11 protein-coding genes are annotated in these 16,879 nt (G+C 69.6%); 4 read left to right on the top strand and 7 right to left on the bottom strand.

Annotated elements, in window-relative coordinates:
• Nucleotides 1-24: 24 nt before the first annotated feature.
• From A5787_RS19565 to A5787_RS19550, 4 genes are read right to left on the bottom strand one after another with little or no spacing between them, the layout of a single operon-like run.
• Nucleotides 25-1,797 (bottom strand): sulfatase-like hydrolase/transferase, encoded by a 1,773-nt coding sequence (locus A5787_RS19565; RefSeq protein ID WP_066970034.1) that lies wholly within the window; start codon nt 1,795-1,797, stop codon nt 25-27.
• Nucleotides 1,798-1,819: 22 nt separating this feature from the next.
• Nucleotides 1,820-2,275, bottom strand: coding sequence for an SRPBCC family protein (locus A5787_RS19560; protein WP_066969971.1), 456 nt, complete (start codon nt 2,273-2,275; stop codon nt 1,820-1,822).
• A 1-nt stretch (nt 2,276) separates the two neighbouring features.
• Nucleotides 2,277-3,128 carry an energy-coupling factor transporter transmembrane protein EcfT gene (locus tag A5787_RS19555; protein ID WP_066969970.1) on the bottom strand — a complete coding sequence of 284 codons (852 nt, stop codon included), beginning with the start codon at nt 3,126-3,128 and terminating at the stop codon, nt 2,277-2,279.
• A complete protein-coding gene (locus A5787_RS19550) occupies nt 3,125-5,173 on the bottom strand; it encodes a DUF2232 domain-containing protein (RefSeq protein WP_231994072.1) in 2,049 nt (682 codons plus the stop codon). The genes A5787_RS19555 and A5787_RS19550 overlap by 4 nt, the downstream gene beginning before the upstream one ends.
• Before the next feature lie 116 nt (nt 5,174-5,289).
• Between A5787_RS19550 and A5787_RS19545 the strand changes: the two genes are divergently transcribed.
• The gene (locus tag A5787_RS19545; RefSeq protein ID WP_066970029.1) at nt 5,290-5,787 is read left to right on the top strand and encodes a MarR family winged helix-turn-helix transcriptional regulator; all 498 of its coding nucleotides are present in this window, start codon (nt 5,290-5,292) and stop codon (nt 5,785-5,787) included.
• 60 nt (nt 5,788-5,847) lie between these two features.
• The gene (locus A5787_RS19540; RefSeq protein WP_156764038.1) at nt 5,848-8,142 is read left to right on the top strand and encodes an ATP-binding cassette domain-containing protein; all 2,295 of its coding nucleotides are present in this window, start codon (nt 5,848-5,850) and stop codon (nt 8,140-8,142) included.
• Between the two features lie 15 nt (nt 8,143-8,157).
• On the opposite strand, the gene A5787_RS19535 is transcribed toward A5787_RS19540, so the two are convergent.
• Both A5787_RS19535 and A5787_RS19530 read right to left on the bottom strand, forming a co-directional pair.
• The gene (locus A5787_RS19535; RefSeq protein WP_066969963.1) at nt 8,158-9,270 is read right to left on the bottom strand and encodes an esterase-like activity of phytase family protein; all 1,113 of its coding nucleotides are present in this window, start codon (nt 9,268-9,270) and stop codon (nt 8,158-8,160) included.
• Nucleotides 9,263-9,829, bottom strand: coding sequence for an isoprenylcysteine carboxylmethyltransferase family protein (locus A5787_RS19530; protein ID WP_066969962.1), 567 nt, complete (start codon nt 9,827-9,829; stop codon nt 9,263-9,265). Before A5787_RS19530 ends, A5787_RS19535 begins: the two co-directional genes overlap by 8 nt.
• A 73-nt stretch (nt 9,830-9,902) precedes the next feature.
• On the opposite strand from A5787_RS19530, the gene A5787_RS19525 reads away from it, so the two are divergent.
• Nucleotides 9,903-11,843, top strand: a complete 1,941-nt coding sequence (locus A5787_RS19525) for an acyl-CoA dehydrogenase (protein ID WP_066969961.1) — start codon at nt 9,903-9,905, stop codon at nt 11,841-11,843.
• A 27-nt stretch (nt 11,844-11,870) separates the two neighbouring features.
• Here A5787_RS19525 and A5787_RS19520 read toward each other — a convergent pair whose 3' ends face one another.
• Nucleotides 11,871-12,329, bottom strand: a complete 459-nt coding sequence (locus A5787_RS19520) for an LppP/LprE family lipoprotein (RefSeq protein ID WP_231994076.1) — start codon at nt 12,327-12,329, stop codon at nt 11,871-11,873.
• A 352-nt stretch (nt 12,330-12,681) separates the two neighbouring features.
• Here A5787_RS19520 and A5787_RS19515 point away from each other — a divergent pair, with 352 nt between their 5' ends.
• Nucleotides 12,682-16,851, top strand: coding sequence for a bifunctional nitrate reductase/sulfite reductase flavoprotein subunit alpha (locus A5787_RS19515; RefSeq protein ID WP_066970021.1), 4,170 nt, complete (start codon nt 12,682-12,684; stop codon nt 16,849-16,851).
• Nucleotides 16,852-16,879 lie beyond the last annotated feature (28 nt).

The following is a 16,879-nucleotide window of genomic DNA, read 5'->3' as shown; positions in this document are numbered from 1 at the left end:
TGGTGCCCACGGGGCCAGTGTGATTCAGCGGCCGAAAAGCCGCACCAGGCGTCCAAGGCGCGACGGCCGCGGCTGCGGCGTCCGGCGAGATGCGTAGGGCCACGGGCGGTTTCGCTCCGGGACCGAGCCGGCCCGGGCCTGCTTGAGCTGCGTCCTCAGGTGCCCGCGCAGCTCCTGCAGGTCCGGATCGGTCCACCGGTTGTCGGCTTCGATCGGGTCGTTGGTCAGGTCGTACAGCTCCCATTGGTCATCCAGCGGCGACGCCCGGTAGGTCTCGCCGCCGAGCCCGCTGGCGGTGAGGTGCCGAACCCCGGGCTCGGTCCAGGTACCCGGGTCGTCGAAGGTGCGGACCAGCTTCCACAGGTGCCCGGCTCCCCCGGCGGCCTCGTCGACGCGGACGACCAATCCCTCGAAGTTCGATCCGACGTAGGCGGGCACCCGGATCCGCAGCGGCGCGGGCGGATTGACGATCCGCTTCAGGCGCCGCGCCAGGCCCGAGGCGCCGGTATCACCCTCGAGCATGTTGTCGCGGGTCATCAGGTAGACGGCACGGGCGTCATCGGCCCGCTCCCCGTCCACGACGGGCATGAGGTCGCGACCCGGCAGGTCGTGGACTTCCGAGAACGACTCGGCGAGCGTGGACGCGACGGCCGTCACGTCGATGCCGGCGGCCGAAAGCAGCGTCGGCACCAGGTCGACGTGCGACGTGGGCGCGGTGACGACGCGGGGCCGCGTGGCAGCCGAACCGGTGCGGGCGATCACGAACGGAACCCGGGTGGCCTCGTCGTACAGGTTGAACCATTTCTGGTGCAGCCCACCGTGTGCGCCCAGCAGGTCGCCGTGGTCGGCGGTGCGCACCAGCACCGCGTCGGCCGAGCCGCCCTCGGTGACCGCCCGCCTGACCCGGTCGATCGGCCCGTCCACCTCGGCGTGCAGCCGGTAATAGAGGTCGCGGTAGCGCTGCGCGCTGCGCTCGTAGATCCGGTTGACCGCGGGCGCCGGCCCGTAGCCGGAGTAGTAGGCCTCGCGGAACGCGATTTGCGCGGCCGGCTTGGTCGACAGGTCCTCGCCGGCCGTGGGCGCCGGGGGCACCGGCGGCGGATCCAAGGGCGAGGGCTGCACCGGGCCCCGCCGCGACCAGGTGGGAAAAAGCACGATGTCGTGCGGGTTCACGAAGCTGGCCACCAACAGGAACGGACGCAGCGCGGCGGGGTCGCCGCCGCGACGGCGGGCGTAGCGGTCGGTGAGCCAGGCGACGACGCGGTCGGCGATCAGCGGGTCGCGGCGAACGCCCGCGTTGGCCAGCAGCGCTCCGTGCGGCTCGGGGCCCACCCATCGCGAAAAGCCAAACGGCGCAAGAGGATCGGCGTCCAGATAGCGCCGCACCGCCGCGGCGTCGACGACGCCGTCGTCGTCGTTGGTGGCCAGCGAACGGCCGGTCGCCGGATCGACGAGGTCGGCGTGCGAGATGTGCCACTTGCCGTCGTAGTGCGTGTCGTATCCGGCCGCGCGGAACCAGTTGCCCAGCGTGGGCACCTCGCCCCGGCGGAGCCAGCGCATGCGGGAATCGTCGGCGGTCTTCCCGATGCCGTCGGTCTGGGTGACCCCGTGCAGGTCGGGATAGTGCCCGGTGAAAATCGTTGGGCGGCTGGGCACGCAGGCCAGCGAGCCGGTGTAGTGCCGGGCGAAGCTGACGCCGTGATCGTCGAACCACTTGCGCCCGGCCAACGTTCGGTCGCGCCACGCGAGGACGTCGGGAGCCTCGTACGGCGGAACCGCGCGTTCCTCGTCGGTCATGATGATGACGACATCGGGGCGATCAGGCACGGGCAGCCTCCAATCGGGTCGCGAGCCCGGCAAGCATCACGTCGGACTGCCGCGCCAAAAAGCGGCACAGCACCCGTTCGGCCAGCGTTTGGGCTGGGCGAGAACCGATTTCCACCGTGCTGCTCAGCGTCACGATGGTCTTCAGACCGCCCGGCTCCGCGGCCAGCGTCCAGCGGTTGGCCATCCGGCGCACGCGGCGCGGCAAGCCTTCGACGTCGTAGGCGAGGGCGCACGGGGGGTCGAACTCGGTGATGCGTTCGGCGAGCGCGTCGCGTTTGACCTGAACCCGTCGCGCGGTGCCGACGGCTCCCCCGTTGGGCCCGGAGAACAGGATGCACGAGTGGTCGACGTTGGTCGCCCACGAACTGATGGAGCCGAAGTCCGCGAGGACGTCCCAGATCTGTTCGGGGCGGGCCGCGATGCTGCGGCTGCGGCGAATGTCGGCCACGCTAGGGCATCGTGTGGAAGATCGTCTCGAGCACCACCGCGAGCGCGCCGGTCGCGACGGCGAGCGCGATCGCGACCCCGTCCGCCAGCTTCGGCCGCGCCGGATTGGCCGACAGCTGACCGGTGCCGCCGCGGGCGGTGATCGCGTCGCCCATCTCGTCGGCGCGCCGTAGGGTCACGGTGATGGCGGCGGCCAGCAGGTCGATCAGCTCCAGGGCGTGCCGTCGGCGGCGGGCCTTGCGGCTTCGCGGTACGCGTTTGGGCCGTAGCCGGCGGGCGGCGTAGAGCACCTGGAATTCGTCGATCAACATCGGGAAGGCGCGCAGGGCCAGCGCCAGCGCGACGGCCCATTCGTCGATCGGGATCCGTAGCAGCTTCAGCGGTCGGCCCAAAGTGGCCAGCGCGGGCCCTATTTCGGCGACGTTGGTGGTCCACGACACCATCGCCCCGAGCGCGAGCAGCACGACCGTCAGCGCGGTGATACGCAGGAAGTTCAGGGCTCCCCCGAGTCCGATCTCCAGCCCGGCCAGCGAGACCTTCGGGCTGCCGCCGGCCAGCGCGGCCGTGATGCCGCCCAGCGCGACGACGATCCACAGCCACCGCGGCACCGACGGCAGCGCACCGCGCGGGATGCGCGCGATGCCGGCCGCCGCGAGCACCAGCGCCGTCACCAACCCGATGGTGATCCAGCCGGGGTAGAACGTCAGCAGCACCGATGCACCGAAGACGACCAGCAGTTTCGTGCCGGCCCACAGATCGTGGATGGTCGAGGTCCCGGGCACCGGGACCAGCAGCACGACCGGGCGAGGGTTGCGCCGGGTCGAGCCGCGCGACGCGGCGGAGGTTGTGGTCATGCCATGCCCCCCGCCGCGGCCGGTACCGGTTCCAGCGTGCCGTTGCGCAGGTGCAGGGTGCGCGGGCAGAGGTCCTCCAGCCCGACGAAGTCGTGCGAGATGACCACCACCGTCAGGCCCCGTTCCCGGCGCAGGTCCTCGAGCAGTCGCAGCAGACCCCGCTGGCTGGCGGCGTCCAACCCGGCGAGCGGCTCGTCAAGAATCAGGGCGCGCGGCGACCGGGCCAGCAGTCCGGCCAGCACGACGCGGCGCATCTGCCCGCCGCTGAGTTGGTCGATCCGCCGCTTGACCAGAGTGGGATCCAGGCCCACGACGCCCAGCGCCGCGGCGACGCGATCGTGGTCGCGGGGCGAAAAGCCCGCCGCCGAGGCCACTTCCAGGTCGACGCGGGGCCGCATCAGCTGCAGCCTGGCCGCCTGGAACGACAACGCGACCGCGCCGACCTGCTCGTGCGTGGGCTGGCCGTCCATGAGACAGGCGCCGCTCGTCGGAACGGTCAGCCCCGCCATGATCCACGCCAGGGTCGACTTGCCGGATCCGTTGCCGCCGTGGATCAGTACGCCGTCGCCCTGCTCCACGGCGAAGCTGACGTCGCGCAGCGCGGTCTTGGCCCACGGGGTGCCGATGCCGTATTCGTGGCCGACGCCGACAAGTTCGATGACGGGCGCGTGCGAACCGTGACCGACGGTCCCGTTTCTCGCGGGCGCGACCGCGGTCTCGACCATGCCCGCGTTGTCCGGCGAATCGCTGAGATCGATTGTGCGCTCGGCGGATTCGGCCTCGTTGTTGTAGTGCGTGATGTGCACCAGGGCAGTCCGGTGCCGTTTGGTGAGGCCGGACAGCACGCCGAGCAAGGCTTCCCGGCCCTGCTGGTCGACCATGGTGGTCACCTCGTCGGCGATGAGCAACGCCGGTTCCCGGGCCATCGCCGCGGCGAGCGCCAGGCGCTGCAGTTCACCGCCGGACAGGCTTCCGGTTTCGCGTTCGGCGAGCCCGTCGAGGCCGACCTCGCTCAGCAACCGTTCCACGTCGATCTTGGTGCCGGGTGGCAGACCCCAGACCACGTCGTCGGCGACCCGCGTGCCCAGCACCTGGCTTTCGGGGTGCTGCAGGACGACGGCCGTGCCGCCCAGCTTGCCCAGTCCGACGGCACCGGGGCGCTGCACGGTGCCCGACGTCGGTTCCCGGCCGGCCAAGATCAGCATCAGCGTGGTCTTCCCGGAGCCGTTGGGCCCGGTCACCGCGACGTGCTCGCCCGCGTGCAGGTCCAGGCTGACCTCGCGCAGCGCGTCCTGGCGGGCACCGGGGTAACGGAAACGCACCTTGTCGAAACGCACCGGAACCGGGTCGACGGCGCCCTGCTCGCTATTGCTCCCCTCCCAGGCGTCCAACTTGTGCACATCGGGGATGCCGCGCATCCGCTCCAGCAGCCGCGACAACGCCCACCAGCCGATCAGGGACACGAACATGATGCCGACGCCGTAATAGATCAGCACCAGGACCTGCCAGTAGTGCACCGCGACACCGAAATACCGCTTCAGGTCGTCGGCGGTGCCCTGCATGTGCACGCGGGTCAGGAAGGCGGCGACACCGTTCACGTCCGCGGTCATCACCTCGAAGATCAGGTGCCGCAGCCGGGTCATCGCCATCAGCGCGCCGACGTTCGCGGCGCCGAACGCCAGCCCCGCGATCAGCGACGAGACGATCACCGTCGGCATGCCCCTGCGCTGGCGCTTGATGATGCCGGTCAGGCCGCCGATGTAGACGCAGTGAACGACGGTCATGAAACCGCCCAGCCCGGCGATCAGGAAGGCGATCACCCCGGCGGCGACCGTCGCGGCCACCAGGACGCGGAGCCGGTACCGGTAGGCCAGTAGCCCGGTGGGCACGGTGCCCAGCAAGGCCAGCCCCGCCGCGAACGGAACCGCCACGGAGATGATCGCGATCACCGCGCACAGCGCCCCCATGACGGAGGCCTGCGCCAATTCGACCGGCCGCAGCGGTCCGCCCCGGTGGCGCGAAGGGGTGGGTTGAGGGGCGGTCACTTCACCGATTCTGCCAGGCCGCGGCAGCAACTCGCCGCGCCACACCACGCACCCGGGCTTTCGCGCCCGGGGTGTGGCACTCGTCTCGCTTAGCAAAGCTATGCAAACATGGAAGCATGAATGCATCCGCCGCCAACCACAGCGATGTCGTTGACGCCGCAAACACCGAGAGCCAATCCGGCCTGGGGGCCGACCTGCTCGCCGTCGTCGCCCGGCTCAACCGGCTGGCCACCCAGCGCATCCAGATGCCCCTGCCCGCGGCGCAGGCCAGGCTGCTGGCCACCATCGAGGCCCACGGCGAAGCCCGGATCGGCGACCTGGCGTCCGTCGATCACTGTTCGCAACCGACGATGACCACTCAGGTGCGCCGGCTCGAGGACGCCGGCCTGGTCACGCGAACCGTCGATCCCGGGGATGCCCGTGCGGTGCGGATCCGCATCACGGCCGACGGGATCCGCACCCTCAACGCCGTGCGGGCCGACCGCGCCGCCGCCATCGAACCGCAATTGGCCCTGCTCGAGCCCGCCGACCGCGAGGTGCTGACCGAGGCGGTCGGGGTGCTGCGGCGGCTGCTCGAGCACTCCGCGACGGTCCCGCGCCGCCATACCCTGTGAGAGCGGGTAGACACTGGAATCGATGTCTGTTCGGTCCGGCCGCGGCGGAAGGGGGCGGTGATTCGCATGGAGGCGTCCGCCACTCCGGCCGCCCCGTTGACCGTATGGGTCGGACCGACGAGGTACGTCTTCCCGCCCGGCCGTGACGTGCTGGTGGGCCGCGGCCGGGGCATCGACATCCCGCTGGATCGTTCCGGCAGCGCCGCCCCGCCGACGCCGCAGCCCGACGTGGTGCTGCGGTTCACCGGGAGTCACTGGGTAGCCATCGACAGCAGCCCCTACGGCATGTACGTCAACGGGGCGCGGGTCGCGACGGTCGACCTGCACTCCGGTCAGGCGATCACGATCGGTGACCCGCAGCGGGGCCCGCGGCTGGTTTTCCAGATCGGTCCCGCCGCTGCGCCGCCTGGCCCGCCGCCACGCCCGAACGATCCCAGCCTGCAACCACCGACGGAGCGGCCCACCCAGCGGATGCGGATCCCGTCGCCGCAACCGCCAGCGCCACCAGCCGCGTCACCACCCGGTCCGCCGCAACCGCCGGCACCGCCACCACCACCCACGCCGCCGCCCGTCGTGCACGACGAGGGCGACAAGGGCGGGGGGCTGATCGAGCAGATGAACACGCGAAAGCTGAGGGCCCCGGGCACCTCCTTCCGCACCCAAGAGCCCAATTCGACGTATCGGTTGCCGCTGCAAGCCGGGGCGCGCACCAGCGGGGTCCTCGCGCACCGGGTGGGACTCGCGGTCGACGGGCGCCAGGTGCTCAGCGACATTTCGTTCACGGCGGGGCTGGGCACGCTGACCGCCGTCGCGGGGCCGTCCGCGGCACGCAACTCGGCGCTGCTCGAACTGCTGGCCGGCCTGCGGGAACCCGGCTCCGGCCACATCACCGTGGACGGCCACGACGTGCACGCCGAGCCCGAGTCCATGCGCACCCGGATCGGCATCGTGCAGCGCGAGGAGCGCCTGCACCCGCGGCTCAGCGTCGAACAAGCCATGCGATACGAGGCCGAGCTGCGCCTGCCGCCGGACACCACCCGCGAACACCGTGACCGGGTGGTGGACCAGGTGCTGGAGGAACTCGAGCTGACGCCCCACCGGGCGACCCGGATCAGCAAGCTCCCACCCGAGGTGCGCCGGTGCGTCTCCCTGGCGGTCGAGCTGATCACCCGACCGACGCTGCTCGTGGTCGACGAGCCCGGCGCCGGGTTGGATGCGGCGCAACAAGACCACGTGATGGCGATCCTGCGCCGCCAGGCCGACATCGGCTGCGTCGTGCTGGCGGCGATCTCGGCGGCGTCGTCGCTGAGCGGCCTCAGCATGTGCGATCAGGTGCTGGTGCTCACCGGCCGGGGCGCGATGGCTTTCGTCGGGCCGCCGCTGCAGGTCGAGTCCGCGATGGGGACCACCGACTGGACGAAAGTCCTCGAGCAGGTCGCGGCCGACCCCGACGGCGCGGACCGCGCGTTCCGGGCCCGCCGACCGGCGCCGGCCCCGACCACGCCGCCCGAGGTCGCCGCGCCCTGGCCGCCGCCCGCCGGGCTCCCCGCGAAGCGGCAGATCCGGCTGCTGGCCCGTCGCCAGCTCCGCCTGATCGTGGCCGACCACGTCTATTTCTTGTTCTTGGCGGTACTGCCCTTCGTGTTGGCGGCGCTGACGCTGCTGATCCCCGGCGATTCCGGGTTGGAACGGCCCGCCTCGACCAGTCCCAACGCGCACGAAGCCATCGAGATCCTGGCCGCGCTCAACATCGCCGCGGTGATTGTGGGCAGCGCGCTGACCATCCGCGCCGTGGTCGAGGAGCGCCGCGTCTTCCGGCGTGAGCAGGCCGTCGGGCTGTCGACGCCGGCCTACCTGGCCGCCAAGCTCGTCGTCTTCGGCCTGGCCGCGCTCATCCTGACGGCCGTCTTCTTCGCGATCGTGATCGTCGTGAAGGGCGGCCCGGTGCACGGCGCCGTGCTGCTGGGTAACGCCACGGTCGAGCTCTATGTGAGCGTGGCCGTCACCGCCGTGGTCTCAGCGGTCGTGGGGCTGGCGCTGTCGGCGACGGGTAACCGGATGCGCGAGGTGCTGCCGCTGCTGGTGCCGGTGATCCTGGCCTCGCTGCTGTTCAACGGCAGCCTGGTGCAGCTGGTGGGCAAGTGGGGCTTTCAGCAGGTTTCCTGGTTCGTACCGGCCCAGTGGGGCTTCGCGGCGTCGGCGTCGACGGTCGACCTGCGCAGGGTTGACGCGCTGGCCGCGAACGCCCAAATGTGGACCCACTATTCGGGCTGGTGGGTGTTCGACATGGCCATGGTGATGGCGTTCGGCGCGGGCGCCGCCGGCTTCGCCCTGTACCGGCTGCGGGCGCCGTAGCGGGCGGCCCGCCCGCTACATCGCGAACAGCAGGAACTGGGTGACCTGGCTGGGTGAAAAGTTGTTGTCGCTGACCAGCACCACCGATTGGCGACCGTCGGGCAGCTTGGGCCCCAGCGTGATGCCCTCGACGTTGTCCAGGGGCGACAACCCCGGCGTCGCCGACAGATCGACCGCCAGCGTCTTGGTCATCGGGGTCAGCGCCGCGCCCTGCATCGACGGCAGCGGCAGCACGTCCGTCGCGGCACCGACGTCGGCGCGGTAGATCCGGATGGTCGGGGGCACCGCCGACGACCGTTCCAGCACCAGGAACGTTGTGTCGGACAGGGCGACGAGGTCCGAGACGCCGTTGAGGTCGGCGGGCGGCGCGCGCGGTTCCATCGGGTAGGCGTACTGCGCCGTCGGCGCCCCGGTGGTGACATCGAACTCGGTGATCCGGGTCAGCACGGGGCGGGCGCCGTCGCTTTTCGGGCCGTCGTTATAGCCGGGGTCTTCCATCGCGGCGAACAGCCATTGGCCGTCGGGTGTCAGCGCCACGCCCTCCAGCGCCTTGTTGCGCCGCGGCCCGGTGCGCTGCGCGGACATGGCCAGGTTGGGCGGCAGGGTGAACTGACCCTGGTAGGCGCCGTCCAGCCCGGCGGTCCTCACCCACGGGTCCAGCAATACCGGCCCCTCGGTGAGCCGCTCGCCCTCCGAGCACCAATACAGCCGCTGCCGCCCTGGGTCGAAGGCGATGCCCTCCGGGTCAGGAGGAACCACCGGCGGCGTGACGTTCACGGCCAGCGGCGCAAACGGCCGGCCGGCCTCGTCGAGCAGCGGGTGGGTGGCGGCGAAGGCGACGTCGTCAATTCCTCTGTCGGACAAGGACAGCCGTACGGTGTAAAAGCGGGCCGGGTTCTTCTCGGAACGGTCGTCGCTGATCACGTAGTACTGCTGGCGACCCGCGTCGTAGCTGATCCCCGACAGGCCGCCGATGACCGTGCCGTCGAAAGTGGCGCCGAAGGCGACCTGCGCCTGGCCGAGGTAGGTCAGCGTCGGCGGGCTCGCCGGCGCCGGGGTGCAGCCGGCCAGCGACAGGGACACGCACAGGCTGCCCGCAAGACCGCGGGCCCCCACGGCACTAGACATAGCGCCTGACGTGGCGGCAGTAGTCGGCGTAGACGTGGCCGTAGTGCTGCCGCATGAACTCCTCCTCGCGCAACACCTGCCGGTGGAACAGCGCGGTGGCGGCGACCAGGTAGATGAGCGGGACCCAATGGGGAAACACCAGCAGCTGGCCGACCAGGAACACGAAGAAGCCGACGTAGATCGGGTTGCGGCTCCTCGCGAATATCCCCCTCGTCACCAGACGTCCGGGCTCGTCGACGTCGATGCCGACCCGGAAGCTGGTGCCGAACGACACCAGGCTCAGCACCAGGATTCCGATCGCGGCCGCGCAGAGCGCCACGCCCAGCCACGCCAGGATCGCGGAGTGGAAAAACAGCTGGTGGCTGGGCAGGGGCCACCCGAAGGCGGCGGCGAACACCGTATAGAAGTAGAACAGCGCAACCGGCGGGATCAGATAGTCCGTCTTGTCCAGCTTCCCGAAATGCACGGCTCGGGTGCCGGTCCGGCGCAGCTGCACGACCCTCGCCACGACGGTGCCGATCAGCAGCACAACCGCCAGGGCGGCCAGATATTGCGGCATCGCTTGATCATGGCACCGACATGGCTGCGCCGAGCTTGTTTGCGGGGCCCCATCAGCGGGTTACCGTGCCTTTATGGCGCCAGACACGAAAAGCACTGCCGAGCACCTGCGCAACGCCCTCGACGGGCGGTGGCGCGACGTGAAGAACCGGATGCGGGCCACGATGACCGAGGACCTGTTCCGGCCGCATTACACCCCGAACACGGTGATCGCCCGCACCAAGGTGGCCGAGCAGATGAGGATCATGGCCGCGTTCGGTGCCGCGGCCGACAATTTCCGCAAGGAGCACGGAGGGACCGGCGACGTCGGCGCGGCGATCACGATGATCGAGATGCTGGCGATGTCGGACCTGTCGCTGATGGTGAAGGCCGGGGTTCAGTGGGGGCTGTTCGGCGGCGCCGTCGAGAACCTGGGCACCGAGCGCCACCACGAGGCCTACGTGAAGCAGATCATCAGCCTCGAGTTGCGTGGCTGCTTCGCGATGACCGAGACCGGGCATGGCAGCGACGTCCAGTCGCTGGAGACCACCGCGACGTACGACCCCGAGACCGACGAGTTCGTCATCGACTCCCCCACCCCGACCGCCCGTAAGGACTACATCGGCGGCGCCGCCCAAACCGCCACCATGGCAGCGGTTTTCGCGCAGTTGATCACCAGCGAGGACGGCAAGCCGGTCAACCACGGCGTGCACTGCCTGTTGGTCCCGATCCGCGACGCCGACGGCAACGACATGCCCGGGGTGACGACGTCCGACTGCGAATACAAGGGCGGCCTGCCCGGCGTGGACAACGGCCGGATCGTGTTCGACCACGTCCGCGTCCCGCGGGTGAACCTGCTGAACAAATACGGCGACGTCGCCGCGGACGGCACATACAACTCGCCGATCGACAACCCCAACCGCCGCTTCTTCACCATGCTGGGCACGCTGGTGCGCGGCCGCATCACGGTGGGCGGCAGCGCGGGGGCCGCCGGTCGCGTCGCGCTGGACATCGCCACCCGGTATGCGTTGCAGCGCAGGCAATTCCGCGCTCCCGGCGACGAGAACGAGGTGCTGATCATGGATTACCTGGTGCATCAGCGCCGCCTGTTCCCGTTGATCGCCAGGTCCTACGCGCTGCAGTTCGCCCAGAACGAGTTGGTCGGCCGATGCCACGACGTGCAGACCGCGGACGCGCCCGACGCCGACGAGCAGCGCGAGCTCGAAGCGCGCGCCGCCGGGCTGAAGGCGGCCAACACCTGGCATGCGTCCCGCGCCATTCAGGAGGCGCGCGAGGCCTGCGGCGGCGCGGGCTACATGGCCGAGAACCGGCTGATCGGGCTGCGCGGCGACACCGACGTCTTCACCACGTTCGAGGGTGACAACCACGTGCTGACCCAATTGGTGGCCAAGGAGTTGCTGACGGCCTACGCCGATGACATCCGCAGCATGAGCCCGGTCGAATGGGTGCGCTTCGCCGCCAACACCGTCGGCGAGCGGGTCCGGAAACGCACTGCGGCCGAAGCCATCATGCAGACGCTCGTCGACGCCCGCCAGGACAGCGAGGAGGAGGGCAGCCTCTTCAACCGCGGCACCCAGGTGAACATGTTCGAGGAACGCGAGGACTACCTGGTGTCGTCGGTCGCGCGCCGGCTACAGGGCAAGTCCAAGGAGATGTCGGAATTCGACGCGTTCAATGCCGTGCAAGATCACGTGCTGCACGCGGCCAACGCACACATCGACCGAATCGTGTTGGAGGCGTTCGTCGCCGGGATCGACGCGTGCGAGGACGAGAAGGCCCGCGAGTTGCTCGAAATGCTCTGCGACTTGTATGCGCTGTCGGTGATCGAGGGCGACAAGGCCTGGTACATCGAGCATGGGTACCTGTCGACGGGACGGGCCAAGGCGGTCACCCGCGGCATCAACGATCGCTGCCGCAAGCTGCGCCCGTACGCCGAGACGCTGGTCGACGGGTTCGGCATCCCGGAGCCGCTGCGTTACGCCGAGATGCTGCACCCGGAGAACCTGCCGGACTGAACCTCCGGAAGCGCTTGTGCGCCAACCTTACTGGTGCGGGATCGCGCCGAGCGCCTGCAGCTTGCCGTCCGGTCCGATGTGAAACTTCACGGTGCCGATCCCCGTGGGACAGCAGGGCTGATCTTTGCCTACCTGCCATTGGTATTGGACGGTGACGGTGTCATCAGCCGGCGGCAGCACGGTGATGTATGGCTTCGGGTTCGGGGTGGGCGGGCCCAGCGGGGTGTTGTGGTCGAAGAACAACAGTTGCTGCGGTGTCGACTCGCTGGCGATGGTCGGGATGATCTGCACCCAGTACAAGCCGCACTTCTTGGTGTGCCCCCTTGCGATTTCGACCCAGCTCGAGCCCGGAACCTCGACCGGAACCGACGCGATGGCCCGGCGCACCGTGTCGGCCGTCGGCCCGTCGGAGTCCTTGCACGTGTCGGCGCGCGGCGCCGGCGGTGCCGAGGGTTTTCCGCCGCAAGCCGTGGCCAACAAAAGCAGCAGAATCACAAACTGGCGACGCACATTGTGAGCTTAACGAAAACTGTGAATGTCCCATCTGTTTCGTCCGAACCCCTATTCCGAGGCGCAATTCGTGGTGGCCGTGGGTAATCTGGGCGACGTAGCAGATCGGCGTTGACCTGCGATTACCCCGTCGGCGGCGGGTTTTCCGGACACTTCACACATCGCCCCGGATCCGGTGAGAGGAAGCCGTAAAGCGGCGGAAACATCGGGCGCCCGATGCCGAAACATCCTTGCCGGACCATTAGCGCATTAGGCCCTTGCGCGCTCGAGGAGGGAAGTAGGCGTGGCTACCGAGCCTCGCGGCGCCCGCGCGGACGCCGTGAACAGCATGTGTGCCTACTGCGGCGTCGGCTGCGGCATGGTGTTGCAGGTCACAACGGATCCGGAGAGCGGCCGTCGTCACGTTACGAAATCCGTTGGAAGCGCCAGCCACCCGGCCAACTTCGGCCGGTTGTGCACCAAGGGCGCGACCACCTCGGACATGCTCGCCGCGCCGGGGCGGCTGGACACCGCACACGCGCGTGCCGACCGCGGCGAAACCCTCGAACCGCTCGACACCGATGAGGCGATCACACGGAGCGCGCAGTGGCTGCGGGCGATCATCGACCAGCACGGCCCCGACGCCTTCGCGATGTACGTGTCGGGCCAGATGTCCATCGAGGCTCAGTACTTGGCGAACAAGCTGACCAAGGGCTTCATCCGCACCAACCAGATCGAGTCGAATTCGCGACTGTGCATGGCCAGCGCGGGTTCCGGCTACAAACTGTCCCTCGGGGCGGACGGGCCGCCGGGCTCCTACCAGGACTTCGAACGCGCGGACGTCTTCTTGGTCATCGGCTCCAATATGGCCGACTGCCACCCGATCCTGTTCCTGCGCATGATGGACCGCGTCAAGGCCGGCGCGAAGCTGATCGTGGTGGACCCGCGCCGCACCGCGACCGCGGAGAAGGCGGACCTGTTTCTTCAGATCGCTCCCGGCTCCGACCTCGCGCTGCTCAACGGGCTGCTGCACCTGATCGTCGAGAACGGCCAGACGGACCCGGGCTTCATCGCCCAGTTCACCGAGGGCTGGGAGGTGATGCCGAGCTTCCTCGAGCAGTACACCCCCGACACGGTCAGCGAAATCACCGGCATCCCAACCGAAGACATCCGCACCGCCGCGCGCTGGATCGGCGACGCCGATAACTTCCTGAGCTGCTGGACGATGGGCCTCAACCAGAGCACCCACGGCACCTGGAACACCAACGCGATCTGCAACCTGCACCTGGCCACCGGGACGATCTGCAAACCGGGCAGCGGCCCCTTCTCGCTCACCGGGCAGCCCAACGCCATGGGTGGCCGCGAAATGGGTTACATGGGGCCGGGTCTGCCGGGCCAGCGCTCGGTGCTGTCCGCCGCCGATCGCGAGTTCGTCGAGGACGTCTGGAGCATTCCGCGCGGCTCGCTGCGCACCGAGGTCGGCACCGGCACCATCGACATGTTCTCCCGCATGGCCGACGGCGACATCAAGGCGTGCTGGATCATCTGCACCAATCCCGTTGCCAGCGTTGCCAATCGCAGAACGGTGCTGGCCGGCCTGGAGCGCGCCGAGCTGGTGATCACCCAGGACGCGTTCCTGGAGACCGAGACCAACGAGTACGCCGACATCGTGCTGCCCGCCACGCTGTGGACGGAGTCCGAGGGCGTGATGATCAATTCCGAGCGCAACCTGACCCTGTTCCAGCCGGCCGTCCAGGCGGCGGGTCAGGCCCTGCCGGACTGGCAGATCATCGCCCGGATCGCTTGCGAGATGGGCTTTTCGGATTCGTTCAGCTACGCCTCGGCCGAGGAGGTCTTCGAGGAGATCAAGCGGTTCTGGAACCCCGCGACGGGCTACGACCTGCGCGGCGCCAGCTACGACCGGTTGCGGCGGACACCGCTGCAGTGGCCGTGTCCACCGGAGGGCAGCGCCGACCGCAACCCGATCCGCTACCTCAATGACGGAATCAGCCAGACCCGATTGGTCCGCGAGGACGGCAGTGCGCCTTCCTTGGCCTTCCCCACGCCGAGCGGTCGCGCGGTGTTCTTCGCCCGCCCCCACCTGCTGCCCGAGGAGATGCCCGACGGCGACTACCCCTTCCTGCTGAACACCGGACGCCTGCCGCACCAGTGGCACACCATGACCAAGACCGGCAAGGTCGCCAAACTCAACAAGCTCAACCCGGGGCCGTTCGTCGAGATCCACCCCGACGACGCCGCGCGATTGCAGATCGCGGAAAGCGACCGGGTCGAAGTCTCGTCGCGCCGCGGTCGCGCCGTGCTGCCCGCCGTGGTCACCGACCGGGTGCGGCCGGGCAACTGCTTCGCCCCCTTCCATTGGAACGACGCCTTCGGCGAGTACCTGTCGATCAACGCCGTCACCAACGATGCGGTCGACCCCCTGTCGCACCAGCCGGAGTTCAAGGCCTGCGCGGTCACCCTGACCAAGGTTGCCGCCGCCGAACCCGAATTGGCGCCCGAACCCGAACCCGCGATAGCCGCCGACGCACGAGAACCCGGACAGGAAACCAGCGTGCCGCACGTCGACGCCCTCGCCGAATTGTTCGGCGTAGCAGACGAACCCGCCCCGACCTTCGACGAGCGGGGCCGCTCCTACCTCGCCGGCATGCTGGCCGGGTTGCGTTCCGAAGCCGGCCGTCGGGCCGGCGGCGTGCCCACCCTGCCCGTCAGCGCGCCCTTCGACAGCCGGACCCGGTTCTGGGTGGACGGTGTGCTGGCCGGGATGTTCGCCCGCAGCGAGGGGCCCGGCCCGATGCCGGAGCTCCCCACCGCGGCGCCGAACGGCTCTGCACCCCAAGCGGATTCGACCCCCAAGCGGGCGCCGGTCGTGGTGTTGTGGGCCTCGCAGACCGGGAACGCGGAGGAGCTCGCCGCCGACGTCGCCGCGCGATTGGGCGAGGCCGGCGTGCCCGCCGCGTTGCACGGTATGGACGACGTTCCCACCGCCGAGCTCCCGGCGACGCGGGAGCTGCTGCTGATCACCAGCACCACCGGTGACGGCGACCCGCCGGACAACGGCGCCGCCCTGTGGCGGGCGCTGACGTCCGACCGCGCGCCACGATTCACCGACACCCGGTACGCCGTCCTCGCGCTGGGCGATTCGAACTACGACGATTACTGCGGCCACGGACGCAAGCTCGACGAGCGCCTGGCCGAGCTGGGTGCCACCCGCATCCTCGACCGGGTCGACTGCGAACCCGACTACGACGACGCGGCGGCCACCTGGCTGAGCGGGGTCATGCGCGCGCTGGCCCGCACCCCGGCGCCGGCGGGGCGCAACGGTGGCGCGACGGCGGCCGCGCCGGCGCCGACCCGGCCGGCCAACGGCTCCGAAACGGTCGGATACACCAAGAAGCATCCCCTGATCACCGACATGGCCCGCAACATCAAGCTGGGCCAGCCGCAATCGGCAAAGGATGTGCGGCAGCTGGTGTTTCGTGTGCCCGAAGACACGATCAGCTACGAGGCCGGTGACGCGCTCGGGGTGTGGCCGCGCAACAGCGACCGGCTGGTCGACGAATGGCTGTCGGTCACCGGACTGGACGGGCAGACCCCGGTCGAGGTCGGCGAGCACGGTTTGATGTCGCTGCGCTCCGCGCTGACCGAACGCATCGAGATCGCCCACATCAGCCGGGACCTGGTGCGGTTCGTGCAGGAGCGCACCGGCGACCCGAAACTCGCCGAGCTGCTGAAGCCCGAAAACAGGGCAGACCTGAGCAATTGGGCATGGGGGCGCCAGTCCATCGACCTGCTGGCGCAGCTGCCGGTCTACGCATCGGCCCACGAGTGGCTGAGGGTCCTCAAACGCCTTCAGCCGCGCCTGTATTCGATCTCGTCGAGCCCCAAGGAGTGCCCCGCCGAAGTCCACCTGACGGTCTCGCCGGTGCGCTACAACTTCCAGGGCGTCCCGCGCCGCGGGGTGTGTTCGACCTACCTTGCCGCCCGCTCCCCGGGTGATCGCGTCGCCGTCTTTCTGCAGCAGTCGAGCAACTTCCGGCCCCCCAGCGCCCCGGACACCCCGATGATCATGATCGGTCCGGGCACCGGGATCGCGCCCTTCCGCGGCTTCCTGCAGGAGCGCCGCGCCCTCGGGCACACCGGCCCCAATTGGCTGTTCTTCGGCGAACAGCACGCCGCCACGGACTACTACTACCGCGACGAGATCGAGCAGATGCATGCCGACGGGTTGCTGACCGAACTGGACCTGGCGTTCTCGAGGGACCAGCGCGAAAAGGTCTACGTGCAGCACCTGATGCGCAATCGCGGGGCCCAGCTGTGGCGCTGGCTGCAGGACGGCGCACAGGTGTACGTCTGCGGCAACGCCGACCCGATGGCCAAGGACGTCGACCGGGCGCTCTGCGACATCGCCGCCGAGCACGGCAACCTCGAGCCGGACGCGGCGAGGGCCTACGTCCAATCCCTGAGCACCGACAAGCGCTACCACCGCGACGTCTACTAAAGGCCCACCCGCGACCCTTTAATACGGC

Source organism: Mycobacterium sp. 852002-50816_SCH5313054-b (genome assembly GCF_001667185.1).
GTDB lineage: Bacteria > Actinomycetota > Actinomycetes > Mycobacteriales > Mycobacteriaceae > Mycobacterium.
This window is presented reverse-complemented; position numbering and strand designations above follow the sequence as displayed.

Bases quoted from the DNA above. Each gene is read 5' to 3' on its own strand.
- A5787_RS19565 (WP_066970034.1), bottom strand. From the start codon at position 1,797: ATGACCGACGAGGAACGCGCGGTTCCGCCGTACGAGGCTCCCGACGTC.
- A5787_RS19555 (WP_066969970.1), bottom strand. From the start codon at position 3,128: ATGACCACAACCTCCGCCGCGTCGCGCGGCTCGACCCGGCGCAACCCT.
- A5787_RS19545 (WP_066970029.1), top strand. From the start codon at position 5,290: ATGAATGCATCCGCCGCCAACCACAGCGATGTCGTTGACGCCGCAAAC.
- A5787_RS19535 (WP_066969963.1), bottom strand. From the start codon at position 9,270: ATGTCTAGTGCCGTGGGGGCCCGCGGTCTTGCGGGCAGCCTGTGCGTG.
- A5787_RS19530 (WP_066969962.1), bottom strand. From the start codon at position 9,829: ATGCCGCAATATCTGGCCGCCCTGGCGGTTGTGCTGCTGATCGGCACC.
- A5787_RS19525 (WP_066969961.1), top strand. From the start codon at position 9,903: ATGGCGCCAGACACGAAAAGCACTGCCGAGCACCTGCGCAACGCCCTC.
- A5787_RS19515 (WP_066970021.1), top strand. From the start codon at position 12,682: ATGTGTGCCTACTGCGGCGTCGGCTGCGGCATGGTGTTGCAGGTCACA.